34 protein-coding genes and 1 pseudogene are annotated in these 22,263 nt (G+C 61.9%); 2 read left to right on the plus strand and 33 right to left on the minus strand.

What is annotated here, in order from left to right; all coding sequences use genetic code 11:
- The 3 genes and pseudogenes from DIE16_RS32830 to DIE16_RS32845 form a co-directional block, all read right to left on the minus strand.
- Positions 1-255 (minus strand): annotated as a pseudogene (locus DIE16_RS32830) (c-type cytochrome biogenesis protein CcsB); the annotation flags it as partial.
- A gap of 4 nt (positions 256-259) precedes the next feature.
- Positions 260-2,470: a cytochrome c biogenesis protein ResB gene (locus DIE16_RS32835; protein ID WP_044848921.1), complete on the minus strand. Its 2,211-nt coding sequence runs from the start codon at positions 2,468-2,470 to the stop codon at positions 260-262.
- Between the two features lie 202 nt (positions 2,471-2,672).
- Positions 2,673-3,326, minus strand: coding sequence for a cytochrome c (locus tag DIE16_RS32845; RefSeq protein ID WP_124894200.1), 654 nt, complete (start codon positions 3,324-3,326; stop codon positions 2,673-2,675).
- A 217-nt stretch (positions 3,327-3,543) separates the two neighbouring features.
- On the opposite strand from DIE16_RS32845, the gene yihA reads away from it, so the two are divergent.
- Positions 3,544-4,203, plus strand: coding sequence for a ribosome biogenesis GTP-binding protein YihA/YsxC (yihA, locus tag DIE16_RS32850; protein ID WP_044848923.1), 660 nt, complete (start codon positions 3,544-3,546; stop codon positions 4,201-4,203).
- A gap of 253 nt (positions 4,204-4,456) precedes the next feature.
- Positions 4,457-5,455 carry a porphobilinogen synthase gene (gene hemB / locus DIE16_RS32855; protein WP_121860787.1) on the plus strand — a complete coding sequence of 333 codons (999 nt, stop codon included), beginning with the start codon at positions 4,457-4,459 and terminating at the stop codon, positions 5,453-5,455.
- 110 nt (positions 5,456-5,565) lie between these two features.
- Here hemB and dsbD read toward each other — a convergent pair whose 3' ends face one another.
- The 30 genes from dsbD to rplC form a co-directional block, all read right to left on the minus strand.
- Complete coding sequence (dsbD, locus tag DIE16_RS32860; RefSeq protein WP_124523861.1) at positions 5,566-7,413, minus strand: protein-disulfide reductase DsbD; 1,848 nt, start codon at positions 7,411-7,413, stop codon at positions 5,566-5,568.
- Positions 7,406-7,732: a divalent-cation tolerance protein CutA gene (cutA, locus tag DIE16_RS32865; RefSeq protein ID WP_124894199.1), complete on the minus strand. Its 327-nt coding sequence runs from the start codon at positions 7,730-7,732 to the stop codon at positions 7,406-7,408. The genes dsbD and cutA overlap by 8 nt, the downstream gene beginning before the upstream one ends.
- Before the next feature lie 208 nt (positions 7,733-7,940).
- A complete protein-coding gene (rplQ, locus tag DIE16_RS32870; protein ID WP_006477175.1) occupies positions 7,941-8,336 on the minus strand; it encodes a 50S ribosomal protein L17 in 396 nt (131 codons plus the stop codon).
- Between the two features lie 147 nt (positions 8,337-8,483).
- Positions 8,484-9,461 (minus strand): DNA-directed RNA polymerase subunit alpha, encoded by a 978-nt coding sequence (locus DIE16_RS32875; RefSeq protein ID WP_006477176.1) that lies wholly within the window; start codon positions 9,459-9,461, stop codon positions 8,484-8,486.
- 124 nt (positions 9,462-9,585) lie between these two features.
- Positions 9,586-10,209 carry a 30S ribosomal protein S4 gene (gene rpsD / locus DIE16_RS32880; protein ID WP_006477177.1) on the minus strand — a complete coding sequence of 208 codons (624 nt, stop codon included), beginning with the start codon at positions 10,207-10,209 and terminating at the stop codon, positions 9,586-9,588.
- Positions 10,210-10,365: 156 nt separating this feature from the next.
- On the minus strand, positions 10,366-10,767 hold the full coding sequence (gene rpsK / locus DIE16_RS32885; protein ID WP_004197937.1) for a 30S ribosomal protein S11: 402 nt from the start codon (positions 10,765-10,767) through the stop codon (positions 10,366-10,368).
- A 28-nt stretch (positions 10,768-10,795) separates the two neighbouring features.
- Positions 10,796-11,161: a 30S ribosomal protein S13 gene (rpsM, locus tag DIE16_RS32890; protein ID WP_039323572.1), complete on the minus strand. Its 366-nt coding sequence runs from the start codon at positions 11,159-11,161 to the stop codon at positions 10,796-10,798.
- A gap of 38 nt (positions 11,162-11,199) precedes the next feature.
- Positions 11,200-11,316 (minus strand): 50S ribosomal protein L36, encoded by a 117-nt coding sequence (rpmJ, locus tag DIE16_RS32895; RefSeq protein ID WP_004199844.1) that lies wholly within the window; start codon positions 11,314-11,316, stop codon positions 11,200-11,202.
- Between the two features lie 20 nt (positions 11,317-11,336).
- A complete protein-coding gene (gene infA / locus DIE16_RS32900) occupies positions 11,337-11,555 on the minus strand; it encodes a translation initiation factor IF-1 (protein ID WP_004521905.1) in 219 nt (72 codons plus the stop codon).
- A 9-nt stretch (positions 11,556-11,564) separates the two neighbouring features.
- Positions 11,565-12,914, minus strand: a complete 1,350-nt coding sequence (gene secY, locus DIE16_RS32905; RefSeq protein ID WP_006400642.1) for a preprotein translocase subunit SecY — start codon at positions 12,912-12,914, stop codon at positions 11,565-11,567.
- A 42-nt stretch (positions 12,915-12,956) separates the two neighbouring features.
- Positions 12,957-13,391 (minus strand): 50S ribosomal protein L15, encoded by a 435-nt coding sequence (rplO, locus tag DIE16_RS32910; protein ID WP_006482880.1) that lies wholly within the window; start codon positions 13,389-13,391, stop codon positions 12,957-12,959.
- A 26-nt stretch (positions 13,392-13,417) separates the two neighbouring features.
- Positions 13,418-13,600 (minus strand): 50S ribosomal protein L30, encoded by a 183-nt coding sequence (rpmD, locus tag DIE16_RS32915; RefSeq protein ID WP_006400644.1) that lies wholly within the window; start codon positions 13,598-13,600, stop codon positions 13,418-13,420.
- Between the two features lie 15 nt (positions 13,601-13,615).
- The gene (rpsE, locus tag DIE16_RS32920) at positions 13,616-14,134 is read right to left on the minus strand and encodes a 30S ribosomal protein S5 (RefSeq protein WP_006752931.1); all 519 of its coding nucleotides are present in this window, start codon (positions 14,132-14,134) and stop codon (positions 13,616-13,618) included.
- A gap of 14 nt (positions 14,135-14,148) precedes the next feature.
- A complete protein-coding gene (gene rplR / locus DIE16_RS32925; RefSeq protein WP_006477183.1) occupies positions 14,149-14,514 on the minus strand; it encodes a 50S ribosomal protein L18 in 366 nt (121 codons plus the stop codon).
- 12 nt (positions 14,515-14,526) lie between these two features.
- Complete coding sequence (rplF, locus tag DIE16_RS32930; protein WP_006758786.1) at positions 14,527-15,057, minus strand: 50S ribosomal protein L6; 531 nt, start codon at positions 15,055-15,057, stop codon at positions 14,527-14,529.
- A gap of 18 nt (positions 15,058-15,075) precedes the next feature.
- Entirely contained in the window at positions 15,076-15,471 is a 396-nt protein-coding gene (rpsH, locus tag DIE16_RS32935) for a 30S ribosomal protein S8 (RefSeq protein WP_006477185.1), read from the minus strand.
- A 14-nt stretch (positions 15,472-15,485) separates the two neighbouring features.
- Positions 15,486-15,791, minus strand: coding sequence for a 30S ribosomal protein S14 (gene rpsN, locus DIE16_RS32940; protein ID WP_006482884.1), 306 nt, complete (start codon positions 15,789-15,791; stop codon positions 15,486-15,488).
- A 7-nt stretch (positions 15,792-15,798) separates the two neighbouring features.
- Positions 15,799-16,338 carry a 50S ribosomal protein L5 gene (rplE, locus tag DIE16_RS32945; RefSeq protein WP_006477186.1) on the minus strand — a complete coding sequence of 180 codons (540 nt, stop codon included), beginning with the start codon at positions 16,336-16,338 and terminating at the stop codon, positions 15,799-15,801.
- Between the two features lie 16 nt (positions 16,339-16,354).
- The gene (rplX, locus tag DIE16_RS32950; RefSeq protein ID WP_006477187.1) at positions 16,355-16,663 is read right to left on the minus strand and encodes a 50S ribosomal protein L24; all 309 of its coding nucleotides are present in this window, start codon (positions 16,661-16,663) and stop codon (positions 16,355-16,357) included.
- A gap of 9 nt (positions 16,664-16,672) precedes the next feature.
- Positions 16,673-17,041 carry a 50S ribosomal protein L14 gene (gene rplN, locus DIE16_RS32955; RefSeq protein ID WP_006752929.1) on the minus strand — a complete coding sequence of 123 codons (369 nt, stop codon included), beginning with the start codon at positions 17,039-17,041 and terminating at the stop codon, positions 16,673-16,675.
- 309 nt (positions 17,042-17,350) lie between these two features.
- Complete coding sequence (rpsQ, locus tag DIE16_RS32960; RefSeq protein WP_006752928.1) at positions 17,351-17,623, minus strand: 30S ribosomal protein S17; 273 nt, start codon at positions 17,621-17,623, stop codon at positions 17,351-17,353.
- Entirely contained in the window at positions 17,620-17,814 is a 195-nt protein-coding gene (gene rpmC, locus DIE16_RS32965) for a 50S ribosomal protein L29 (RefSeq protein ID WP_006400652.1), read from the minus strand. Before rpmC ends, rpsQ begins: the two co-directional genes overlap by 4 nt.
- 9 nt (positions 17,815-17,823) lie before the next feature.
- Positions 17,824-18,240, minus strand: coding sequence for a 50S ribosomal protein L16 (rplP, locus tag DIE16_RS32970; RefSeq protein WP_006482873.1), 417 nt, complete (start codon positions 18,238-18,240; stop codon positions 17,824-17,826).
- A gap of 2 nt (positions 18,241-18,242) precedes the next feature.
- Positions 18,243-19,043 (minus strand): 30S ribosomal protein S3, encoded by an 801-nt coding sequence (rpsC, locus tag DIE16_RS32975; protein ID WP_006482899.1) that lies wholly within the window; start codon positions 19,041-19,043, stop codon positions 18,243-18,245.
- Between the two features lie 11 nt (positions 19,044-19,054).
- The gene (gene rplV, locus DIE16_RS32980; protein ID WP_004199272.1) at positions 19,055-19,384 is read right to left on the minus strand and encodes a 50S ribosomal protein L22; all 330 of its coding nucleotides are present in this window, start codon (positions 19,382-19,384) and stop codon (positions 19,055-19,057) included.
- A 12-nt stretch (positions 19,385-19,396) separates the two neighbouring features.
- Entirely contained in the window at positions 19,397-19,672 is a 276-nt protein-coding gene (gene rpsS, locus DIE16_RS32985; RefSeq protein ID WP_004199273.1) for a 30S ribosomal protein S19, read from the minus strand.
- A gap of 10 nt (positions 19,673-19,682) precedes the next feature.
- The gene (gene rplB / locus DIE16_RS32990) at positions 19,683-20,510 is read right to left on the minus strand and encodes a 50S ribosomal protein L2 (protein WP_006482900.1); all 828 of its coding nucleotides are present in this window, start codon (positions 20,508-20,510) and stop codon (positions 19,683-19,685) included.
- 2 nt (positions 20,511-20,512) lie between these two features.
- The gene (gene rplW, locus DIE16_RS32995) at positions 20,513-20,827 is read right to left on the minus strand and encodes a 50S ribosomal protein L23 (protein WP_004199275.1); all 315 of its coding nucleotides are present in this window, start codon (positions 20,825-20,827) and stop codon (positions 20,513-20,515) included.
- Complete coding sequence (rplD, locus tag DIE16_RS33000) at positions 20,824-21,444, minus strand: 50S ribosomal protein L4 (protein ID WP_006477192.1); 621 nt, start codon at positions 21,442-21,444, stop codon at positions 20,824-20,826. The genes rplW and rplD overlap by 4 nt, the downstream gene beginning before the upstream one ends.
- On the minus strand, positions 21,444-22,094 hold the full coding sequence (gene rplC / locus DIE16_RS33005; RefSeq protein ID WP_006752926.1) for a 50S ribosomal protein L3: 651 nt from the start codon (positions 22,092-22,094) through the stop codon (positions 21,444-21,446). Before rplC ends, rplD begins: the two co-directional genes overlap by 1 nt.
- Positions 22,095-22,263 lie beyond the last annotated feature (169 nt).

Genomic DNA, 22,263 nt, shown 5'->3' on the forward strand with positions numbered 1-22,263 from the left:
CAGCCGCGCGGGCTTCCAGCGCCAGCCGAGCACGACGAGCGCCGGCACGGTGCCGATCATCACCGCCTTGTCGTAGTAATTCATGTGTTCGTTGTAATGCACGAACGCATAGCCCGCACCGACCACGAGTGCCAGTGCGAACAGCCAGTCGATGACCGACAGGCGCGCGAGGAACGGACGGTCGTCGAACAACGGCGCCGGATTCGGGGCCTGAACCGGCCCCGAACGGGAAGAGGAAACTTGCGTGAGATCCATGATGTTACCGGGTGGAATTCTCGGAATCGCCGCCGGCAGGCGGACGGGCAGTCGCTGCCGCACCGGCGGGCGCGGCGTCGCGCGGTGCGGCGCGCAAGGCGGCGCCGGCCGCGTCGCGCGTCTGCACGAATTCTTTTTCGAAATCGAAGGTCTTGCGGGCCGTGGACATCGCCATCACCACATCGACGCCGGAACCGGCATCCTTGAGCCAGAACCAGAGGCGCCGCTCGCGCACGTAGAACATCGAGAAGATGCCGGCGACCAGCAGCAGGCTGCCAAGATACACCAGATTCTTGCCGGGTGCGCGCGTCAACTGAAATACCGAAGCTTGCACCTGCTTGAAGGAGTCAAGCTGCAAATAGACCGGCGATCCATACAAGAAGCTGTCCGATAGCGCATTGATCGCGTTCTGCACGAAGCGGATCGTGTCGGCGCCCTGTTGGGCAGCCGGCTCGCCGGCGCGCTCGCGCGCGATCTGCCAGACCTCCCACATCGAACCCTCGAGCATGCGCAGCAGCAGGCTCGCCGCCTTCTCCTGCTCAGCCTTCGGCACCGAACGATCGATGAAGGTCGCCACCGCCTGGAAGCCGCCGACCGGCTGGCCGTCGGCGCCGCGGCCGATGCTGTCGTCGCTCGCCGCAAAAAGGGTCAGCACTTTGAACGCGCTGTCCTGCAGGCGGCCACGCAGCGACGCTTCGGTCGTCGGCAGCGAACGCTGCGCGAAGCGCGCGGCGGCGTCGGCACGCACGGCTGGATCCTCGAGCGCGGCGCGCAGGCGCATCCATTCGCCGATCGAATCCTGGCTGTCGGCCGGAATCCGCATGTAGCGGAACGGATCGTTCGGGCTCGCGCGCACGCCGGCGAGGAACACGCGCGTGCCGCCCATGTCGACGGGCAGCATGTAGTTGTTGAATTCGCGCGCCTGGCCGTCCTTGCCGCGAATCTTGTACTGCACCGACGGGCCGATGTTGTGGAGCTGCACCGGCTTCGACGTCTTCGCGCCCGAACCGAGCCGCTCGTCGAACGCTTCCTTCAGCGACGCCGTCTTCGCGACGCCGCGCACGTCCGGCTTGCCGTTCGCGTCGGCCATGTTCTCGACGTTGATCGCGCGGAAGTCGGAGAACTCGATCGTGTCGCCGTCGCTGCCCGGCATCTGCAGCGGCGCCGTGCTGCCGATCGTGCCCTTCACCGCGAAGGTCTTCGCGTTGCCGCCCGTCATCGGGTAGGCCGTCATCTCCATCTGCGAGCCGCCGTCCTGGAAGCTCGACTGGTAGATCGACACGCCCTTGTACGTGAACGGCTTGTTGACCTCGACGCGCGCCGGGATCTTCTGGCCCGTCTCGCGATCGATCACGACGATGTCGCTCGCGAACAGCTTCGGCATCCCGGTCGTGTAGTAGTCGACGATGAACTTGTTGAGCTGGATCGAGAACGGCAGGTCCTGGATCAGCGAGCCGCTCGGCTGGTTCAGGATCGCGGTCGACACGAACTGGCCTTCCGGCACCCACGCGTAGCCGCGGAACGTCGGGTTCGACACGGACAGCCGGTGGTCGGGCGAGATTTCGCTGATCGTCGCGCTCGTGTTGACCGGGCTCTTGCCGAACATCCACATCTGGAATTTGATCGGCAGGTTGCTGTCCAGCAGGCCGCCGATACAGATCACGACGATCGCAAGGTGCGCGGAGATGTAGCCCCACTTCGTCAGCGCGCCGCGCTTCGCGGAAATCAGCGTCGCGCCGTCGGTTTCACGCACGACGTGCTTGTAGCCGGCCTTGGTGACGAACGTGGCGAGCGTGGCCGCGACGGTCGCGCGCGTGCCGGACGCCGAGTATTCGGCCTTGTGGTGGAACGCGCGCAGGCTGCCTTCGCGGACCTTGTCCTTCCAGCTCTTCGCATCGGCAAGCATCTTCGGCGCATTGCGGATCACGCACAGCGAGATCGACACGACGAGGAAGATCAGGATCAGCATGAACCACCAGGCGCTGTACACGTTGTACAGGCCCAGCGAGCGGAAGATGTCCGCCCAGAACGGCCCGAACTGGTTCACGTAGTTCGGATACGGGTCGTCCTGCGTCAGGACCGTGCCGACGATGCTCGCGATCGACAGCACTACCAGCAGCGCGATCGCGAAGCGCATCGAGCTCAGCAGCTCGATCGCGCGCCTGGACGCACTTTGACCCGACTTCGACTGCAACCCCGACGTGGTAACGCTCATTCAAACTCCGACTAAGGGGAAACAGCCCCTACGCTCACTATGTTCGCTGCCCCCAAGGGGGCGGTCAGCACGCTGGGGACGACCCGGCGAGTGCTGACAAAAAAGGGCGAGGCAACCGCAATCACGCGGCGCCCCACCCTTTTTCTTGTTCTGACGCCGGCCGCCCTTCGGGCGCCCGGTCATTCCATTCGCGACCGTCCGGTCAACGCAGGCCCGCGATGTAATCCGCGACGGCCTTGATCTCGTTGTCCGACAGACGCGCTGCGATCTGATGCATCGCCTCGTTGTTGTTGCGCGCGCCGACACCCTGCTGGAACGCGGTCAACTGGGCAACCGTGTAATCGGCCCATTGCCCCGACAGACGCGGGTACTGGACCGGAATGCCCTGCCCCGTCGGCCCGTGGCAGCTCGCGCAGGCGGGTACACCCTTTTCCGCGATGCCGCCGCGATAGATCTTCTGGCCGATCGGCACGGTCGCCGCGTCGCGTGCGGTGCCGAGCTTCGTCGTCTGCGATCCGTAATACGCAGCGACGTTGCGCATGTCGTCCGCGCTCAACGCGCTCGCGAACCCGACCATCACCGGATTGGTCCGCGCCGGCCCCTTCGCGCCCGGCTGGGTCTTGAAGTCGTTCAACTGCTTGACCAGATAGTCGGGATGCTGGCCGGCCAGCTTCGGGAAACTGCCCGACGCGCTGTTGCCGTCCGCGCCGTGACACGACGCGCAAACTTGCCCGGCAATCGCCTTGCCGCGGTCCAGATCCGGCTTTGCCGCATCCGCCGCATTTGCCTCCGCTACGAAACCTACGAACCCTGCTGCAACCTGAAGCACCATCAGAGACTTGCACAGTCGATTCATTCGCACACCCTGTTTCGTCTTGTGGGAATTTGAGGTTCTGCAAAAAACGACGTCGACCAGTCTACCGCAGAAGCTGCATAAAAGCGCGAGGCAGGCGCCCGCAGCCCTTCGGCAAAACCGCCGTATTGTACAATATCGCGCTGAAAGCTCCCGCGCCTATCGGGGCTACCCCGCCTCCACCAAGCGGCTCGCGCCGCCCCGTCCCACCGGTTTCCCCATGGCCTTTTTGCTCCACCAAGCCCGCTTCTACACGACCGTCAACCATCTGCGCGACCTGCCGCCGACGGTACAACCGGAAATCGCGTTCGCGGGCCGCTCGAATGCCGGCAAATCGACGGCGATCAACGTGCTGTGCAACCAGAAGCGGCTCGCCTTCGCGTCGAAGACGCCCGGCCGCACCCAGCACATCAACTACTTCTCCGTCGGCCCGGCCGCCGAGCCCGTCGCGAACCTCGTCGACCTGCCCGGCTACGGCTACGCGGAAGTGCCGGGGGCCGCGAAGGCCCACTGGGAAATGCTGCTGTCGTCCTACCTCGCGACGCGTTCGCAGCTGTGCGGCCTGATCCTGATGATGGATTCGCGCCGCCCGTTGACCGACCTCGATCGCCGGATGATCGAGTGGTTCGCGCCGACCGGCAAGCCGATCCACACGCTGCTGACGAAGTGCGACAAATTGACGCGGCAAGAAAGCATCAACGCGCTGCGCAACACGCAAAAGGGACTCGACGCGTACCGTGACCAGGGCGTGAAGGGCAAGCTGACGGTCCAGCTGTTCTCGGCGCTGAAGCGCACGGGGCTCGACGAGGCCCATGAACTGATCGAGAGCTGGGTGCGGCCGTCCGTCGCCGACGAAAAAAGCGAGCCTGTAGCACAATGAGCGGGCAACGCGCGGCCGGGACCGGCCGTGCGCACCTGACGGCACCTGCGGATTCGGCCGGCTCATAAAAAAACCCGCCGTTGAACGGCGGGTCAAACAGCCTAATCGAATAACGACAGGCACCCGCTCAGGGAGGAGAAGCGGGGAGCGGCACGCGACGCGTGCCGCTCGATCGCTATCATATACCAACGCTCTCGAAAATGACCTAAGGGTTCCGTAAGGTTCTTACTACCCTGATTTCTGCCCAATCGCCATGAGCTTCCATCCGCTTCACCGTCCGCGCCGGATGCGCCGCGACGACTTCTCCCGGCGCCTGATGCGCGAAAACCGCCTGACCACCGACGACCTGATCTATCCGGTGTTCGTCGTCGACGGCACCAACGAACGCCAGAGCGTCCCGTCGATGCCCGGCGTCGAGCGCGTGTCGGTCGATCTGCTGATGCATGTCGCCGAGCAGTGCGTCGAACTCGGCGTGCCCGTGCTGTCGCTGTTCCCGGCCATCGAGCCGTCGCTGAAGACGCCTGACGGCCGCGAAGCGGCAAATCCGGAAGGCCTGATCCCGCGCGCGGTGCGCGAGCTGAAGAAGCGCTTCCCCGAACTCGGCGTGCTGACCGACGTCGCGCTCGACCCGTACACGAGCCACGGCCAGGACGGCGTGCTCGACGAGAACGGCTACGTGATCAACGACGACACGATCGAGATCCTGGTCGACCAGGCGCGTGCGCAGGCCGAAGCCGGCGTCGACATCGTCGCGCCGTCGGACATGATGGACGGCCGCATCGGCGCGGTCCGTGAAATGCTGGAAAGCGACGGTCACATCCATACGCGCATCATGGCCTATTCGGCCAAGTTCGCGTCGGCGTTCTACGGCCCGTTCCGCGATGCGGTCGGCTCGGCGTCCAATCTGGGCAAGGGCAACAAGATGACCTACCAGATGGATCCGGCGAACAGCGACGAAGCGCTGCGCGAAGTGCGCCTCGACATCGACGAAGGCGCCGACATGGTGATGGTCAAGCCCGGCATGCCGTATCTCGACATCGTGCGTCGCGTGAAGGACGAGTTCCGCTTCCCGACCTACGTGTACCAGGTGAGCGGCGAATACGCGATGCTGAAGGCCGCCGCGATGAACGGCTGGCTCGATCACGACAAGGTCGTGCTCGAATCGCTGCTCGCATTCAAGCGCGCTGGCGCCGACGGCGTGCTCACGTACTTCGCGCTCGATGCCGCGCGTCTGCTGAAAGCGCAGCGCTGAGCCGCGCGCCGGCCGGCGCAAGGAAAAACGGCGGGATACTTCGGTGTCCCGCCGTTTTTTTGCACCGTCCGGTCGGCGCAGCGGGCCGCCCGTGCGCCGACGAGCGCGCGTCACACCGTCGGTACCGCCGCGCGATCGAGGCTGCGCAGGAACGTCTCGGCCGCCTGATAACCGACCACACGGCCGATTTCGTTGCCGTTGCGATCGAAGAAGATGATGCCCGGCGGCCCGAACAGGTTGAAGCGCTTGAGCAGCGCCTGGTCGTCCGGATTGTTCGCGGTGACGTCGGCACGCACCAGGTGAAGCTGCGCGAGCCGCGCCTGCACGCGCGAATCGGTGAACGTCAGATGCTCCATCTCCTTGCAGCTCACGCACCAGTCGGCGTAGAAGTCGAGCATCACGGGCTGGCCCGACGTCTTCAGCAGCGCATCGAGCTCGCGACTGGAGCGCACCGACGCGAACGCGGGCCCCTGCCCTCCGGTCGCCGCACCGGCTGCCGACGCATCGCCCGACGCAACCGTGCGCGCCGCAAGCACGGCCAGCGGCTTCACGGGGTCGTTGGAGCCCGCCGCAAGACCGACGAGCAGCGTTGCAGCCCAGATCGCAAGCGCAGCACCGAGGCCGCGACCGAGACGGCGCCAGATCGATGCGGCGCCGGCATGCGGCGTAAACAGGCCAAGCGCCGCAGCCGCGACGAGCAGCCACAATGCGGCGAGCACCATCTTCAGAGCGCCCGCGAGCACGGGCCACACGATCCACAGCGCGGCGGCAAGCAGCACGATGCCGAAGAACACCTTCACGCCGTCCATCCATGCGCCCGCGCGCGGCAGCACCGTACCGGCACCGATGCCGACGACGAGCAGCGGCACGCCGAGCCCCAACCCCATAGCGAACAGCGCAGCGCCGCCGAGCAGCGCATTGCCGGTGTGCGCGATGAACGCGAGCACCGCAAACAGCGGCGCCGTCATGCATGCGCCGACGACCAGCGCCGACAACGCCCCCATCGCGGCGACCGCGACGAAGTGGCCGCCCCGGCGCGCGCTCGAGGCTTCCGCCGCGCCGTTCTGCCAGCGCTCGGGCAGCGCGATGTCCTTGCCGGAAATCAGCGATACGGCGAATGCGGTGAGCAGCACGCCGAATGCACCGAGCACCCACGGGTTCTGCAGCCATGCGCCCAGGCTCTGGCCGACCAGCGCCGCCGCGATGCCCAGCACCGTATAGACGAGCGCCATGCCGACCACGTACGTCAGCGACAGCGCGAAACCGCGTGCGTGCGTCGCGCGCGTGCCCTGGCCGATGATGATCGCGGACACGATCGGAATCATCGGATACGAGCAGGGCAGGAGACTCAGCACGACGCCGGCGACGAAATACAGTGCGACGATGGTGAAGAAACCGTGCCCCTCGAGCAGCGACTGCGCGAAATCCGCGCTCGTGACCTTGTCGAACCAGCTGCCCGAAGCCGCCGTGCGATCGACCGGCGCGGCCGCGCCCAGCGCTGCGCCGTCGACCTTCACGACGTGCTCCGCAGGCGGATAGCAGATTCCTTCGTCGGCGCATCCTTGCGACGTCACAGCGAGCTCGAACGGCCCCGCCGCCTGCTTGACCGGAACATGAATCACGACCTCGTCGCGATAGGTCTCGACTTCCTTCTGGAACGTCTGGTCGAACTTCACATGGCCGGCCGGGAATTGCGGATCGCCGAGCGTCGCCTGCCCGCCCTTCACCGCGAACGCGAACCGCTCGCGGTACAGGTAATAGCCGCTGGCAACCTTGAAACGGACGTCCACCTGCCCCGGCGATTCGCTCGCGCTGAACTTGAATGCGACCGACGGATCGAGAAAATCGTCGGCCGCGCGCGCGACCGACAGGCCGCCCAGCACGAACATGAACGACATCAGGACTGCGAGGAACCGCAGCGCGCGCACGCGCACGGAAAGCGCCATACCGTTAAACATGAAATAGACGTTGAGTTTCGCTGGTCACCCACTGGCCGTACGCGGCCGTGGCCGTCCCCTGCCACGAGACGATTTCCGGCGTCTCGTACGGATGATGCGCGAGAATAAATCGCTCCAGTTCGAGCGAGCGGATGGGGCTCGTCTTGAACAGCAACTGGATCTCGTCGGCCGTCTCGACCTTGCCCTGCCAGTGATAGCGCGACTTGATCGCACCGAGCTCCGACACGCACGCGGCAAGCCGCGCGTCGAGCGCGCCGTCGGCGAGCGCCGCGGCCGTCACCGCATCCGGCACCGTCGTCAGCATCAATACCACCACCATACGCGCCCTCCTGACTGGCCTTTACCGGCTTCCGCCGCCACGAATCGCCCCATCAAGGGGCCCGCGCCAATAACTGCATATCGTAGCGCAGCCCGCGCGGCACTGCCGGCACCGGCCTGCGACAATCGATCGCAGCCGAGGCGCCGCCAAAAACAAAAAGGGCCAAGCAATTGCTCGGCCCTTTCGGATCCTGCTGCGTACCGGAAGCTTACTCGGCTTCTTGCACGTTTTCCGTTTCGTCGACTTCCGGACGATCGAGCAGCTCGACCAGTGCCATCGGTGCGTTGTCGCCGACGCGGAAGCCGAACTTCAGCACGCGCAGGTAGCCGCCCGGACGGTTCGCGAAACGCGGACCGAGCACGTCGAACAGCTTCGCCACCGAGTCACGATCGCGCAGGCGGTTGAACGCCAGGCGACGGTTTGCCAGCGACGGCTTCTTGCCGAGCGTGATCAGCGGCTCGACGACTTTACGGAGTTCCTTCGCCTTCGGCAGCGTCGTCTTGATGACTTCGTGCTCGATCAGCGAGTTGGACATGTTACGGAGCATAGCCAGACGGTGGCTGCTCGTGCGGTTCAGTTTCCGCAGACCATGACGATGGCGCATTTCAGTTTCCTTGATTCAAAGTTTTGATCCAGCTCTTCTATCGCACCTCTGGGGTGCACGGGCCGGTAGAGAAAAAAGCAAGATGCGGATTTTAAAGGAAAATCCGCATCTTTGCCAACTACTGCTACAGCCGGGCTACAACCGGGCTTACTTGTCGAGACCAGCCGGCGGCCAGTTTTCGAGCTTCATGCCCAGCGTGAGACCGCGCGAAGCGAGCACTTCCTTGATCTCGTTGAGCGACTTGCGACCGAGGTTCGGCGTCTTCAGCAGCTCGTTTTCCGTGCGCTGGATCAGGTCGCCGATGTAGTAGATGTTCTCGGCCTTCAGGCAGTTCGCCGAACGAACCGTCAGCTCGAGATCGTCCACCGGACGCAGCAGGATCGGATCGATCTGCGGTGCGCGCGACGGTGCTTCGGCAGCCGTTTCCGTGCCTTCCAGTGCCGCGAACACGGACAGTTGGTCGACCAGGATGCGGGCCGATTGACGGATCGCCTCTTCCGGGGTGATCACGCCGCTCGTCTCGATGTTCATCACGAGCTTGTCGAGGTCGGTACGCTGCTCGACACGTGCGCTTTCAACGGCGTAGCTCACGCGGCGAACCGGCGAGAACGATGCGTCGAGGACGATGCGGCCGATGATCTTGGCCGTGTCTTCGCCGTAGCGACGGACGTTGCCGGGCACATAGCCGCGACCCTTTTCGATCTTGATCTGAACGTCGAGCTTGCCGCCCTTCGACAGGTGTGCGATCACGTGATTCGGGTTGATGACTTCGCAATCGTGCGCCAGCTCGATATCGCCGGCCGTGACGACGCCTTCGCCTTCCTTGCGCAGGGTCACCGTCACTTCGTCACGGTTGTGCAGCTTGAACACCACACCCTTCAGGTTCAGCAGCAGGTTGACGACGTCCTCTTGCACGCCGTCAAGCGTCGAATACTCGTGCACCACGCCAGCGATCGTGACTTCGGTCGGCGCGTAGCCAACCATCGACGACAGCAGCACGCGGCGAAGCGCATTGCCCAAGGTGTGGCCGTAACCGCGTTCGAACGGTTCCATGACCACCCTCGCGTGGTTCTCGCCCAGCGATTCCACGGCGATGATCTTGGGTTTCAGCAAACTGGTTTGCATGGGCTTTCCTTTTCAATACCCTCGGCTCGTTACACCGATAAGGCTGACCGGTAACAACCAGAAAATAAACAGCCGAGGCCCCTCCTTGCATAACGCAATCGGGGTACCTCGGCCGTCAATCGGATTAACGCGAATACAATTCGACGATCAGGCTTTCGTTGATGTCGCCTGCGATTTCAGCGCGTTCCGGCATTTGCTTGAACGTGCCTTCGAACTTCTTCGCATCGACTGCAACCCAGCTCGGCATGCCGCCTTGCTCGGCCAGCGACAGCGCTTCGACGATACGCGCCTGCTTCTTCGCCTTTTCGCGGATCGCGACGACGTCACCCGCCTTCACTTGCTGCGACGGCACGTTCGCGACGACGCCGTTCACCGTGATCGACTTGTGGCTCACCAGCTGACGCGCTTCAGCGCGGGTCGAGCCGAAGCCCATGCGATACACGACGTTGTCGAGACGCGACTCGAGCAGTTGCAGCAGGTTTTCACCCGTGTTGCCCTTGCGGCGGTCGGCTTCAGCGAAGTAGCGGCGGAACTGACGCTCCAGGACGCCGTAAATACGCTTGACCTTCTGCTTTTCGCGCAGCTGCGTACCATAGTCGGACGTACGTGCGCCCGAGGTACGGCCGTGCTGACCCGGCTTGCTGTCGAGCTTGCACTTGTCGGCGAGCGAGCGGCGCGCGCTCTTCAGGAACAGGTCGGTGCCTTCACGGCGGGACAGCTTGGCCTTAGGGCCGATATAACGTGCCACTTTGCATTCCTTTATCAATCAGTCACGCGGACCGGAATCCGCGCTAGTTCGCGCCCTTTGGGGCGAACGGTGGGCTTAGTCAATCAAAAAAGCAACGCCCGTCGACGCTACGCGGCGACAGGCAAATGCGCCAGCACGAACGTGCCAGCAGCATTCTTAGATACGACGGCGCTTCGGCGGACGGCAGCCGTTGTGCGGAATCGGGGTGACGTCCGAAATCGCGGTGATCTTGATGCCGAGGCCATGCAGTGCACGCACTGCCGACTCACGACCCGGGCCCGGGCCCTTGATCCGCACTTCCAGATTCTTCACGCCATATTCCATCGCCACGCGACCGGCCGACTCAGCAGCAACCTGAGCAGCGAACGGCGTCGACTTGCGCGAGCCCTTGAAGCCCTGGCCGCCCGACGTCGCCCATGCCAGTGCATTGCCCTGGCGATCGGTGATCGTGATGATCGTGTTGTTGAACGACGCGTGAACGTGAACCACGCCTTCAGCGACGTTCTTCTTAACCTTCTTGCGAACGCGTTGCGCCGCGGTGTTCGAAGCCTTAGCCATTACGTTTTCCTGTAACTGTCAGTTCCGCTTACTTCTTCAGCGCTTGCGCTGCACGACGCGGACCCTTGCGGGTACGTGCGTTCGTACGCGTACGCTGACCGCGCATCGGCAGGCCCTTGCGATGACGAACGCCACGGTAGCAACCGAGGTCCATCAGGCGCTTGATGTTCATCGTCACTTCACGGCGCAGATCGCCTTCGACGATGAACTTGCCCACTTCTTCACGCAGCTTTTCGAGGTCTGCGTCGGTCAGGTCCTTGACCTTCTTCGAGAATTCCACGCCAGCTGCCGTGCAGATGCTGCGCGAGCGCGTGCGGCCGATACCGAAGATTGCCGTCAGGCCGATCTCGGTATGCTGGTGATTCGGGATGTTAACCCCTGCGATACGAGCCATTGTTTTTCCTCAAACAAAAAGCGCAAACAAACGCGCGGTCAGCCTTGGCGCTGCTTGTGGCGCGGATCCGAGCTGCAGATCACGCGAACGACGCCTTTGCGCTTGATGATCTTGCAATTGCGGCAAATGCGCTTAACCGATGCCATCACTTTCATGATAATACCCTTTTTTCAAATCACTTCGCCCGGAACACGATCCGCGCACGAGACAGATCGTAAGGCGTCAATTCAACCGTCACCTTGTCGCCCGGCAGGATGCGGATGTAGTGCATCCGCATCTTCCCGGAGATATGCCCCAACACGACATGGCCGTTTTCCAGCTTCACGCGGAAGGTCGCATTCGGGAGGTTTTCGATCACCTCACCTTGCATCTGGATTACATCGTCTTTGGCCATAGTCCTTGATTAACGCATTGGGATGTTGCCGCCCTTGAAGTTTGCCTTCTTGAGCAGCGACTCATACTGTTGCGACATAACGTACGACTGCACCTGCGCCATGAAGTCCATCGTGACGACGACAATGATCAGCAGCGACGTTCCACCAAAATAAAACGGCACGTTCCAGCGCAGCACCAGGAATTCCGGCAGCAGACACACGAAGACGATGTAGATCGCACCGGCCAGCGTCAGACGCGTGAGGATGCGGTCGATATATCGTGCGGTCTGGTCGCCCGGACGAATGCCCGGAACAAACGCGCCGCTCTTCTTCAGGTTGTCCGCGGTTTCCCTGCTGTTGAACACCAGTGCGGTGTAGAAGAAGCAGAAAAACACGATCGCCAGCGTGTACAGCAGCACATAGACCGGCTGGCCCGGCTTCAGCGCCTCCGCGACGTTATGCAACGTGTTGGAGATCCAGCTTCCCGACGGCTGACCCGTGCTGAACCAGCCGAGAATCGTGGCCGGGAACAGGATGATCGACGATGCGAAGATCGGCGGAATCACGCCCGACATGTTCAGCTTCAGCGGCAAGTGCGACGACTGGCCACCGTAGATCTTGTTGCCGACCTGGCGCTTCGCGTAGTTCACGAGGATCTTGCGCTGACCGCGTTCGATGAACACGACCAGGTAAGTCACCGCGGCGATCAGAACGACGATGATGATCGCCGAAATGATGCTCATCGAACCCGTACGCACCAGCTCGAACAGCCCACCGACGGCATTCGGGAACCCTGCTGCGATCCCGCCGAAGATGATGATCGAGATGCCGTTGCCCAGACCACGCTCGGTGATCTGCTCACCCAGCCACATCAGGAACATCGTGCCGGTAACCAGCGTCACGACCGTCGTCAGCCGGAACAGCATGCCGGGGTCGATCACGAGGCCCGGCTGGTTTTCCAGCGCAGCCGCGATACCGAACGCCTGGAAGGTCGCGAGCACCACGGTGAAATACCGCGTGTACTGCGTGATCTTCCGTTGCCCTGCCTGCCCTTCCTTCTTCAGCGCCTCGAGTTGCGGCGAGACGATCGCCAGCAACTGCATGATGATCGACGCCGAGATGTACGGCATGATCCCCAGCGCAAAGATCGTGAAGCGGGAAAGCGCGCCACCCGAGAACATGTTGAACATGCCAAGGATGCCGCCCGCCTGGCTCTGAAACAGCTTCGCCAGTTGATCCGGATCGATGCCCGGCACGGGGATGTGCGCGCCGATGCGATAGACGATCAGCGCCAGGAGCAGGAACATCGCTCGCCGACGCAGATCGCCGAATTTCGCCGTGCTTCGACCGGGTTTTGCAAGACTCGGGCTGTTAGCCAAGTACCTTCTCCGATGAATGCAAGTAACGACGCGCTACGCGTGTCACTCGGCGAACGAACCGCCAGCCGCTTCGATCGCAGCGCGCGCACCCTTGGTGGCGCCGAGACCCTTCACGACGATCTTGCGCTTCAGTTCGCCCGTCGCGATGATCTTTGCGCTCTTCGTCAGCTCGCCGACCAGGCCGGCTTGCTTCAGTGCGAGCAGATCGATTTCATCGACCGGCAGCTTCTCGAGGTCGCCCAGGCGCACTTCACCGACGAATTCCTTCGTCAGCGACGTGAAGCCGCGCTTCGGCAGACGACGTTGCAGCGGCATCTGACCGCCTTCGAAACCGACTTTGTGGAAGCCGCCCGAACGCGATTTCTGCCCCTTGTGACCACGGCCAGCCGTCTTGCCGAGGCCCGAACCGATGCCGCGGCCGACACGACGCTTGGCGTGCTTTGCACCAGCGGCCGGCTTCAGGTTATTCAATTCCATATCAACTCCTTGATCCGTAGGGCCGCTTACGCGATGACCTTAACGAGGTACGAGACCTTGTTGATCATGCCGCGGACCGCCGGCGTATCCTGCAGCTCGCTAACCGAGTTGAGTCGGCGCAGGCCCAGGCCACGCACGGTCGCACGGTGCGATTCGCGGGTCCCGATCAGGCTCTTGACGAGCTGAACCTTGACAGTTTTTTCAGACATGGTGACCACCCGGGCTTAGCCCAAAATATCTTCGACGGACTTGCCGCGCTTCGCCGCGATGTCTGCCGGGGTCGACTGCTTGCGCAGACCGTCCAGCGTGGCGCGAACGAGGTTGTACGGGTTCGTCGAACCGTGGCTCTTCGCCACGACGTTCTGAACGCCCATCACGTCGAACACTGCGCGCATCGGGCCGCCGGCGATCACGCCCGTACCTGCCTTCGCCGGAGCGAGGAGGACAGCGGATGCGCCATGCTTGCCGTGCACTTCGTGCTGCAGCGTGCCGTTCTTGAGCGGCACCTTGAACATGTTGCGGCGAGCTTGTTCCATTGCCTTCTGGACAGCGACCGGCACTTCCTTCGCCTTGCCCTTGCCCATACCGATGCGGCCATCACCGTCGCCAACCACGGTCAGTGCGGCGAAGCCGAGAATACGGCCACCCTTCACGACCTTGGTCACGCGATTGACCGAAATCATCTTTTCGCGAAGGCCGTCGTCGCGCTCGTCAGCCTGAACTTTCGCTTGCATCTTTGCCATGACGAATTCCTTCCTTAGAACTTGAGCCCAGCTTCGCGAGCTGCCTCAGCCAGCGCCTTGACGCGGCCGTGGTAGCGGAAGCCCGAGCGGTCGAAGGCGACGGATTCGATGCCGGCAGCCTTTGCCTTCTCGGCAATACGCTTGCCGATCAGCGTCGCGGCATTAACGTTGCCGCCCTTGCCCGACTTGTCGGCCAGTTCAGCGCGCACTTCTGCTTCGAGCGTCGACGCGCTGGCGAGCACCTTGGTGCCGCAGGGCGAGAACACTTGAGCGTAGATGTGCGTGTTCGTGCGATGCACGGCGAGACGCGCGACCTGCAGCTCAGCGATCTTGATACGCGTCTGGCGAGCGCGGCGCAGGCGAGATTGAGTCTTATCCATGATTGCGCACCCTTACTTCTTCTTCGTTTCTTTGAGGATCACAACCTCGTCGGAATAGCGCACGCCCTTGCCCTTGTACGGCTCCGGCGGACGGTAACCGCGGACTTCCGCAGCCACTTGACCGACTTGTTGCTTGTTGATCCCCTTGATCACGATTTCGGTTTGCGTCGGGGTTTCAGCCTTGACGCCTTCCGGCATCTGGTGCACCACCGGGTGCGAGAAACCCAGCGACAGGTTCAGCTTGTCGCCTTGCGCTTGCGCACGATAACCGACGCCAACCAGCGTCAGCTTGCGCTCGAAACCCTTGGTCACGCCGTGCACGGCATTCGCGATGATCGCGCGCATCGTGCCCGACAGTGCGTTTGCTTCGCGGCTTTCGTCGACCGGCGACAGATTCAGCGTGCCGTCGTTGTTCGCCACGTTCACGAGCGGATTGATCGCTTGCGTGATGGTGCCCAGCGGGCCCTTGACGGTGATCGCACCGTCGGCCAGCTTGACTTCCGCGCCTTGCAGCGCGATCGGGCTCTTACCTACTCGAGACATGTTTCTCTCTCCTCGGCTTTAAGCAACGTAGCAGATGACTTCGCCGCCGACGCCGGTAGCGCGCGCCTTGCGGTCGGTCATCACGCCCTTCGGCGTCGACACGATTGCCACACCCAGGCCGTTCATGACCTGCGGAATGTCGTTACGGCCGCGGTACACGCGCAGACCAGGCTTCGACACGCGCTCGAGGCGTTCGATGACCGGGCGACCTGCGTAGTACTTCAGCGCGATATTCAGTTCGGACTTCGCACCTTCCGCCTTGACGGCGAAATCGTCGATATAACCTTCGTCCTTCAGGACTTGCGCGATTGCAACCTTGACCTTCGACGAGGGCATCGCGACCGATACCTTCTCGACCATCTGCGCGTTGCGGATGCGAGTCAGCATATCGGCGATAGGATCACTCATGCTCATTTACGTTTCTCCTATTACCAGCTCGCCTTGGTCAGGCCAGGAATCTCGCCACGGAATGCGATTTCACGAATCTTGTTACGCGCGAGGCCGAATTTACGGAACGTGCCACGCGGACGGCCCGTGATCGCGCAGCGGTTACGCTGGCGGGTCGGGTTTGCGTTGCGGGGCAGTTGCTGCAGCTCAAGGCGTGCTTCGTAGCGCTCTTCTTCCGACTTGCTTTGGTCTTCGACGATCGCCTTCAGCGCTTCGCGCTTTGCTGCGAACTTCGCGACCAGGCGGGCGCGCTTCTTTTCACGTTCGATCAGTGCCAGTTTAGCCACGGTAACCTCAGTTTCTGAACGGGAACTTGAAGCTGGCGAGCAGAGCCTTTGCTTCGTCGTCGGTCTTCGCAGTCGTCGTGATGCTGATGTTCAGCCCACGCAGTGCGTCGATCTTGTCGTAGTCGATTTCGGGGAAAATGATCTGCTCTTTCACACCGATGTTGTAGTTGCCGCGGCCATCGAAGGCACGACCCGACACACCGCGGAAGTCACGCACGCGGGGCAGGGCAACGGTCACGAAACGGTCGAGGAATTCGTACATCGCTTGGCCACGCAGCGTCACCATCGCGCCGATCGGGTAACCCTGGCGGATCTTGAAGCCTGCGATTGCCTTGCGTGCCTTCGTGACGACCGGCTTCTGACCAGCGATCTTCGTGAGGTCGCCGACGGCGTTCTCGATGATCTTCTTGTCAGCGATCGCTTCGCCAAGACCCATGTTCAGCGTGATCTTGGTGATGCGCGGCACTTCCATGACCGACTTGTAACCGAACTTCTCGATCAGGCCGGGCACAACCTTTTCTTTGTAAAACTCTTGAAAACGAGCCATTTTTTACTCCGCTGCGTCAGGCGCTCAGTACGGCACCGGTCGTCTTCAGGAAGCGAACCTTCTTGCCTTCCTCGACCTTGATGCCAACACGCGACGCCTTGCCATTCGCGTCGACCAGTGCGACGTTCGAAATATGCAGGGGCATCGTCTTCGCTTCCACGCCGCCCGTCGTACCCTTCATCGGGTTCGGCTTCACATGCTTCTTGACGAGGTTGATACCTTCAACCGTCACATGTTCTGCACCGACAGCCAGCACGACGCCGCGCTTGCCCTTGTCTTTGCCAGTGACGACGATGACTTCGTCACCTTTGCGAATCTTGTTCATCGCGACTCCTTACAGCACTTCCGGCGCCAGCGAAACGATCTTCATGAATCGTTCGCTACGCAGCTCACGCGTCACCGGCCCGAAGATACGGGTGCCGATCGGCTCAAGCTTGTTATTCAAAAGCACAGCGGCGTTGCCGTCGAACTTGATCAGCGAGCCGTCTTGACGGCGAACACCCTTGGCGGTGCGGACCACCACGGCGTTGTAGATTTCGCCTTTCTTCACGCGCCCGCGCGGCGTTGCTTCTTTGACGGTCACCTTGATGATGTCGCCAATGCCGGCATAACGACGCTTCGAGCCGCCGAGCACCTTGATGCACATGACTTCACGTGCACCCGTGTTGTCGGCTACTTCGAGCCGAGATTCGGTCTGGATCATGGTTTGTCTTTCCCAACTTAATCCGATTGCACCACCATGATGCATTCGGTCAGTCTTGGTCCCGTCAGCCAATCGGCTGCTTGGGTTGGAACAGCAGCGACGGCAAACGAAACCCGCCATCGCAATTCGGTGAATCTTTCGGACAGGCTGGCGCCAGTCCGCTTCCCCCACCAACTTCGCCCGCGACGGGGCTCCCATAAAGAGGGAAGACCAGGATTATAACAAATAACCCTGGTCACGCAAGCAAAAACTTTGCGATTTCAAGCACTTCGTGGCGAAGTGCTTGTTACTGCCTACTGCTCTGCCCGCTTAGATGACGCGAGCTGCTTCGACGAGGCGCGACACCGTCCAGGCCTTCGTCTTCGAAACAGGACGAGTTTCCTGGATTTCGACGAGATCGCCTTCGTTGCAGGTGTTCGCTTCATCATGCGCGTGGTACTTCTTCGAGCGCACGACATACTTGCCGTAGATCGGGTGCTTGACGCGGTGCTCGATCAGCACGGTGACGGTCTTGTCCATCTTGTTGCTGACGACCCGACCGACCAGCGTCCGCTTCAGCGAGGTTTTCACGCTATCGTTCATTTCTGGTTCGCCTTCTGAGTCATGACGGTCCGCACACGTGCGATGTCGCGACGAACCTTCTTCAGCTGGCTCGTGTTCGTGAGCTGCTGGGTCGCGAGTTGCATGCGCAGGCCGAATTGCGCCTTCAGCAGGTCCGCCAGCTCCTTGTTGAGCGCGGCCTGGTCTTTCTGGAGAAGTTCGGAAGCCTTCATGTTTTCTCCTTAGGCGCCGAGCTGGCGCACGATGAATGCCGTCTTCAGCGGCAGCTTGGCTGCAGCCAGACGGAACGCTTCGCGTGCCAGTTCTTCGGTTACGCCGTCCATTTCATAGAGCATCTTGCCCGGCTGGATCTCGGCGACGTAGTACTCCGGGTTACCCTTACCGTTACCCATACGCACTTCTGCCGGCTTTTGCGAAATCGGCTTGTCCGGGAAGATCCGGATCCAGATGCGGCCGCCACGCTTGATGTGACGCGTCATTGCACGACGCGCCGCTTCAATCTGACGTGCGGTCAAACGACCGCGACCGATCGCCTTCAGACCGAATTCACCGAACGACACTGCGTTGCCGCGCGTCGCCTTGCCGGTGTTACGACCCTTCTGCTCTTTACGATACTTTCTGCGTTTCGGTTGCAGCATCGTTATTCTCCAGTCTTGCCGTCTTCGGGCTTGCCGGCGCCACGGCGCGGTGCGCCACGACGAGCACCCGGAGCGCCGCCTTCGCCGTCACGGCGCGGACGACGGTCGCCCGGACGCGCATTGCGACGCGGACGCTTGTCTTCGGCTACTTCTTCGACCACCGGCGCGTCATTGCGGCCGAGCGTGTCGCCCTTGTACACCCACACCTTGACGCCGATGATCCCGTAGGTCGTCTTCGCTTCCGAGGTCGCGTAGTCGATGTCGGCACGCAGCGTGTGAAGGGGCACGCGACCTTCGCGATACCACTCCGTACGAGCGATTTCGATACCGTTCAGACGGCCTGCGCTCATGATCTTGATGCCTTGGGCACCCAGACGCATCGCGTTCTGCATCGCACGCTTCATCGCGCGACGGAACATGATCCGGCGCTCGAGCTGTTGCGTGATCGAGTCAGCGATCAGTTGCGCATCGGTTTCCGGCTTGCGGATTTCTTCGATGTTGACGTGAACCGGCACGCCCATGCGGCGTTGCAGTTCCGTCTTCAGCTGTTCGATATCCTCGCCCTTCTTGCCGATGACGACGCCCGGACGCGAGCTGTAAATCGTGATGCGCGCGTTCTTCGCCGGACGCTCGATGACCACCCGACCGACCGAAGCGTTCTTCAGCTTCTTCTTCAGGTATTCACGAACACCGATGTCTTCCTGCAGCATCGCCGCGAAATTGTTGTTGTTCGCGTACCAACGCGAAGCCCAATTGCGGCTGACAGCCAGGCGGAAGCCAGTCGGATGAATTTTCTGTCCCATCGTATGGCTCCTTAATTCCCGACCGTCACAGTGATGTGACAGGATTGCTTCTCGATGCGGTTACCGCGGCCCTTGGCGCGCGCGGTGAAACGCTTGAGCGATGCCGCCTTGTCGACGTAGATGCTCTTGATCTTGAGCTCGTCGATATCAGCGCCTTCGTTGTGCTCCGCATTCGCGATTGCCGACAGCACAACCTTCTTCACGATGCCAGCCGCCTTCTTCGGCGAGAACGTCAGAACGTTCAGCGCCTTGTCGACCGGCAAACCGCGGATCTGGTCAGCCACAAGGCGCGTTTTTTGCGCCGAGATGCGGGCACCGCGATGAATTGCTTTCACTTCCATCTTGATTGCCCCTTATTTCTTGGCCTTCTTGTCGGCCGCGTGACCCTTGAACGTACGGGTCAGTGCGAACTCGCCAAGCTTGTGGCCGACCATGTTTTCCGAGATGTACACCGGAACGTGTTGACGGCCGTTGTGAACAGCGATCGTCAGGCCGATGAAATCCGGCAGAATCGTCGAGCGACGCGACCAGGTCTTGATCGGCTTTTTGTCGCGCGAAGCTGCAGCCGCCTCAACTTTCTTCAGCAAATGGGCGTCGCAGAACGGACCTTTTTTTACAGAACGTGCCATTGCCTACTCCTTAACGCTTGTGACGGCGCTGGACGATCATCGTCGTCGTGCGCTTGTTGCTGCGGGTGCGGTAACCCTTAGCCGGCGTACCCCACGGGCTCACCGGGTCGCGACCTGCAGCCGTCTTGCCCTCACCACCACCGTGCGGGTGATCAACCGGGTTCATCGCAACGCCACGCACCGTCGGGCGGATACCGCGCCAGCGGTTCGCGCCAGCCTTGCCGATCTGGCGCAGGCTATGCTCTTCGTTACCGACTTCACCGATCGTTGCACGGCACTCGATGTGCACGCGGCGGATTTCGCCCGAACGCAGACGAACCTGCGCGTAGACGCCTTCACGTGCCAGCAGCATGGCCGACGTGCCAGCCGAACGCGCCATTTGCGCGCCCTTGCCCGGCAGCATCTCGATGCAGTGGATCGTCGTACCGACCGGAATGTTGCGGATCGGCAGCGTGTTGCCTGCACGGATCGGCGCTTCCGAACCCGACATCAGCTGTTGGCCGACGGTCAGGCCCTTCGGGGCGATGATGTAGCGACGCTCGCCGTCTGCGTAGAGCACCAGCGCGATGTTCGCGCTACGGTTCGGGTCGTACTCGAGACGCTCGACCTTTGCCGGAATGCCATCCTTCGTGCGACGGAAATCGACGATACGATAGTGCTGCTTGTGACCACCACCCTTGTGACGCGTGGTGATACGGCCGTTGTTGTTACGGCCGGCGGTCGAGCTCTGCGAGTCGAGCAGTGCCGCGAACGGCTTGCCCTGGTGCAGGTTCTTGTTGACCACCTTGACCATCGCGCGGCGACCCGGCGATGTCGGCTTAACTTTCACGATTGCCATGATTACTTGGCCTCCGCTTCAAAGTTGATTTCCTGGCCGGGCTTCAGGCAAACGTACGCCTTCTTCACGTCCTTGCGGCGGCCCATCGAACGGCCGAAGCGCTTTTGCTTGCCCTTCTGAACCAGCACGTTGACCGAATCAACTTCAACCTTGAACAGCAGCTCGACAGCCGCCTTCACTTCCTGCTTCGTGGCATCCGGTGCGACTTCGAACACGACTTGCTCGTTCTTGTCGGCAACCAGCGTCGCCTTTTCCGAGATCACCGGTGCGAGCAGGACCTGCATCAAACGATGATCGTTCTTGCGAATCTCGCTCATGACAGCAACTCCTCGATCTGGGCGACCGCAGCCTTCGTGACCAGCACTTTCTTGAAGTAGATCAGCGACAGCGGGTCAGCGTAGCGCGGCTCGACAATCGCCACGTGCGGCAGGTTGCGCGAAGCCAGGTACAGGTTCTCGTCGACCGTGTCCGTGATGATCAGAACGGAGTCGAGACCCATGGTCTTGAATTTGTCAGCCAGCAGCTTGGTCTTCGGCGCTTCGAGGATGATGTCCTCGACGACCGACAGACGTCCTTCGCGAGCCAGCTGCGAGAAGATCGAGCAGAGACCTGCGCGATGCATCTTCTTGTTGACCTTGTGCGAGAAGTTTTCTTCCGGCGAGTTCGGGAAGATGCGACCACCGCCACGCCACAACGGGCTCGACGACATACCGGCACGAGCGCGGCCCGTACCCTTCTGACGCCACGGCTTCTTGGTGGTGTGCTTGACTTGCTCGCGGTCCTTCTGTGCGCGGTTACCCTGGCGAGCATTCGCCTGGTACGCGACGACGACCTGGTGGATCAGCGCTTCGTTGTAGTCACGACCGAACACGACGTCCGACGCGTTGACCACTGCACCTTCCTGACCATTTTCGTTCAGGAGCTTGAGTTCCATTATTTCGCCCCCTTGGTCTTGACGGCCGGCGTCACGAAAACCTTGCCGCCCTTCGCGCCCGGAATCGCGCCCTTGACGAGCAGCAGCTTGCGCTCTGCGTCGATACGAGCGATTTCGAGGTTCTGCACCGTCACCGTAACGTCACCGAGGTGACCCGTCATGCGCTTACCCGGGAAAACGCGACCCGGATCCTGCGCCATACCGATCGAGCCCGGCACGTTGTGCGAGCGCGAGTTACCGTGGGTAGCACGGCCGGAGGAGAAGTTGTAACGCTTGATCGTACCGGCGTAGCCCTTACCGATCGACACGCCTTGCACGTCGACCTTCTGGCCTACTTCGAAAAGATCAGCACCGACCACGGCGCCATTCGACAGCTCAGCTGCCTTGGCCGCGTCAATGCGGAATTCCTTGAGGATTTCACCGGCTTCGACACCGGCTTTGGCGAGATGACCTGCCAGCGGCTTCGTCACGCGCGATGCGCGGCGGGAGCCGAATGCAACCTGCACGGCCGTGTAGCCGTCGGTTTCAACAGTCTTGATCTGCGTCACGCGGTTGTCCGACACGTCCAGCACGGTGACGGGAATCGAATCCCCTTCAGCCGTGAAGATACGGGTCATGCCAACCTTGCGACCTACGAGTCCAAGGCTCATCATTTTCTCCATTCCCGACTGCGATTGGTCGGGGCTGATTTACAAAATGCCGGGCACGCAAGGCCCAACTTTTTTACGCGAATACGCGAAAAGCCAAGCAGTATAGCCCGACTTCTCGATTTCCGCAAGCAATACAAAGACTTAGCACCACCCGACACGCCGGGAGGCG

Origin of the sequence: Burkholderia sp. Bp9090 (genome assembly GCF_003857985.1) — a bacterium.
In the GTDB taxonomy this organism is placed as follows: domain Bacteria; phylum Pseudomonadota; class Gammaproteobacteria; order Burkholderiales; family Burkholderiaceae; genus Burkholderia.

Bases quoted from the DNA above. Each gene is read 5' to 3' on its own strand.
- DIE16_RS32845 (WP_124894200.1), bottom strand. From the start codon at position 3,326: ATGAATCGACTGTGCAAGTCTCTGATGGTGCTTCAGGTTGCAGCAGGG.
- rplE (WP_006477186.1), bottom strand. From the start codon at position 16,338: ATGGCTCGTTTTCAAGAGTTTTACAAAGAAAAGGTTGTGCCCGGCCTG.
- rpsE (WP_006752931.1), bottom strand. From the start codon at position 14,134: ATGGCAAAGATGCAAGCGAAAGTTCAGGCTGACGAGCGCGACGACGGC.
- rpsH (WP_006477185.1), bottom strand. From the start codon at position 15,471: ATGAGCATGAGTGATCCTATCGCCGATATGCTGACTCGCATCCGCAAC.
- rplC (WP_006752926.1), bottom strand. From the start codon at position 22,094: ATGAGCCTTGGACTCGTAGGTCGCAAGGTTGGCATGACCCGTATCTTC.
- rpsC (WP_006482899.1), bottom strand. From the start codon at position 19,043: ATGGGACAGAAAATTCATCCGACTGGCTTCCGCCTGGCTGTCAGCCGC.
- rpsQ (WP_006752928.1), bottom strand. From the start codon at position 17,623: ATGAACGATAGCGTGAAAACCTCGCTGAAGCGGACGCTGGTCGGTCGG.
- infA (WP_004521905.1), bottom strand. From the start codon at position 11,555: ATGGCCAAAGACGATGTAATCCAGATGCAAGGTGAGGTGATCGAAAAC.
- DIE16_RS32875 (WP_006477176.1), bottom strand. From the start codon at position 9,461: ATGCAAACCAGTTTGCTGAAACCCAAGATCATCGCCGTGGAATCGCTG.
- rpmD (WP_006400644.1), bottom strand. From the start codon at position 13,600: ATGTCTGAAAAAACTGTCAAGGTTCAGCTCGTCAAGAGCCTGATCGGG.
- rpmC (WP_006400652.1), bottom strand. From the start codon at position 17,814: ATGAAGGCTTCCGAACTTCTCCAGAAAGACCAGGCCGCGCTCAACAAG.
- rpsS (WP_004199273.1), bottom strand. From the start codon at position 19,672: ATGGCACGTTCTGTAAAAAAAGGTCCGTTCTGCGACGCCCATTTGCTG.
- rplR (WP_006477183.1), bottom strand. From the start codon at position 14,514: ATGGATAAGACTCAATCTCGCCTGCGCCGCGCTCGCCAGACGCGTATC.
- DIE16_RS32835 (WP_044848921.1), bottom strand. From the start codon at position 2,470: ATGAGCGTTACCACGTCGGGGTTGCAGTCGAAGTCGGGTCAAAGTGCG.
- cutA (WP_124894199.1), bottom strand. From the start codon at position 7,732: ATGGTGGTGGTATTGATGCTGACGACGGTGCCGGATGCGGTGACGGCC.
- rpsK (WP_004197937.1), bottom strand. From the start codon at position 10,767: ATGGCTAAGGCTTCGAACACCGCGGCGCAACGCGTTCGCAAGAAGGTT.
- hemB (WP_121860787.1), top strand. From the start codon at position 4,457: ATGAGCTTCCATCCGCTTCACCGTCCGCGCCGGATGCGCCGCGACGAC.
- dsbD (WP_124523861.1), bottom strand. From the start codon at position 7,413: ATGTTTAACGGTATGGCGCTTTCCGTGCGCGTGCGCGCGCTGCGGTTC.
- rplD (WP_006477192.1), bottom strand. From the start codon at position 21,444: ATGGAACTCAAGCTCCTGAACGAAAATGGTCAGGAAGGTGCAGTGGTC.
- rpsM (WP_039323572.1), bottom strand. From the start codon at position 11,161: ATGGCTCGTATCGCAGGGGTTAACATCCCGAATCACCAGCATACCGAG.
- rplX (WP_006477187.1), bottom strand. From the start codon at position 16,663: ATGAACAAGATTCGCAAAGGTGACGAAGTCATCGTCGTCACTGGCAAA.
- rplQ (WP_006477175.1), bottom strand. From the start codon at position 8,336: ATGCGCCATCGTCATGGTCTGCGGAAACTGAACCGCACGAGCAGCCAC.
- rplV (WP_004199272.1), bottom strand. From the start codon at position 19,384: ATGGAAGTGAAAGCAATTCATCGCGGTGCCCGCATCTCGGCGCAAAAA.
- yihA (WP_044848923.1), top strand. From the start codon at position 3,544: ATGGCCTTTTTGCTCCACCAAGCCCGCTTCTACACGACCGTCAACCAT.
- rplP (WP_006482873.1), bottom strand. From the start codon at position 18,240: ATGCTGCAACCGAAACGCAGAAAGTATCGTAAAGAGCAGAAGGGTCGT.
- rpmJ (WP_004199844.1), bottom strand. From the start codon at position 11,316: ATGAAAGTGATGGCATCGGTTAAGCGCATTTGCCGCAATTGCAAGATC.
- rplB (WP_006482900.1), bottom strand. From the start codon at position 20,510: ATGGCAATCGTGAAAGTTAAGCCGACATCGCCGGGTCGCCGCGCGATG.
- rplN (WP_006752929.1), bottom strand. From the start codon at position 17,041: ATGATCCAGACCGAATCTCGGCTCGAAGTAGCCGACAACACGGGTGCA.
- rplF (WP_006758786.1), bottom strand. From the start codon at position 15,057: ATGTCTCGAGTAGGTAAGAGCCCGATCGCGCTGCAAGGCGCGGAAGTC.
- rplW (WP_004199275.1), bottom strand. From the start codon at position 20,827: ATGAGCGAGATTCGCAAGAACGATCATCGTTTGATGCAGGTCCTGCTC.
- rplO (WP_006482880.1), bottom strand. From the start codon at position 13,391: ATGGAATTGAATAACCTGAAGCCGGCCGCTGGTGCAAAGCACGCCAAG.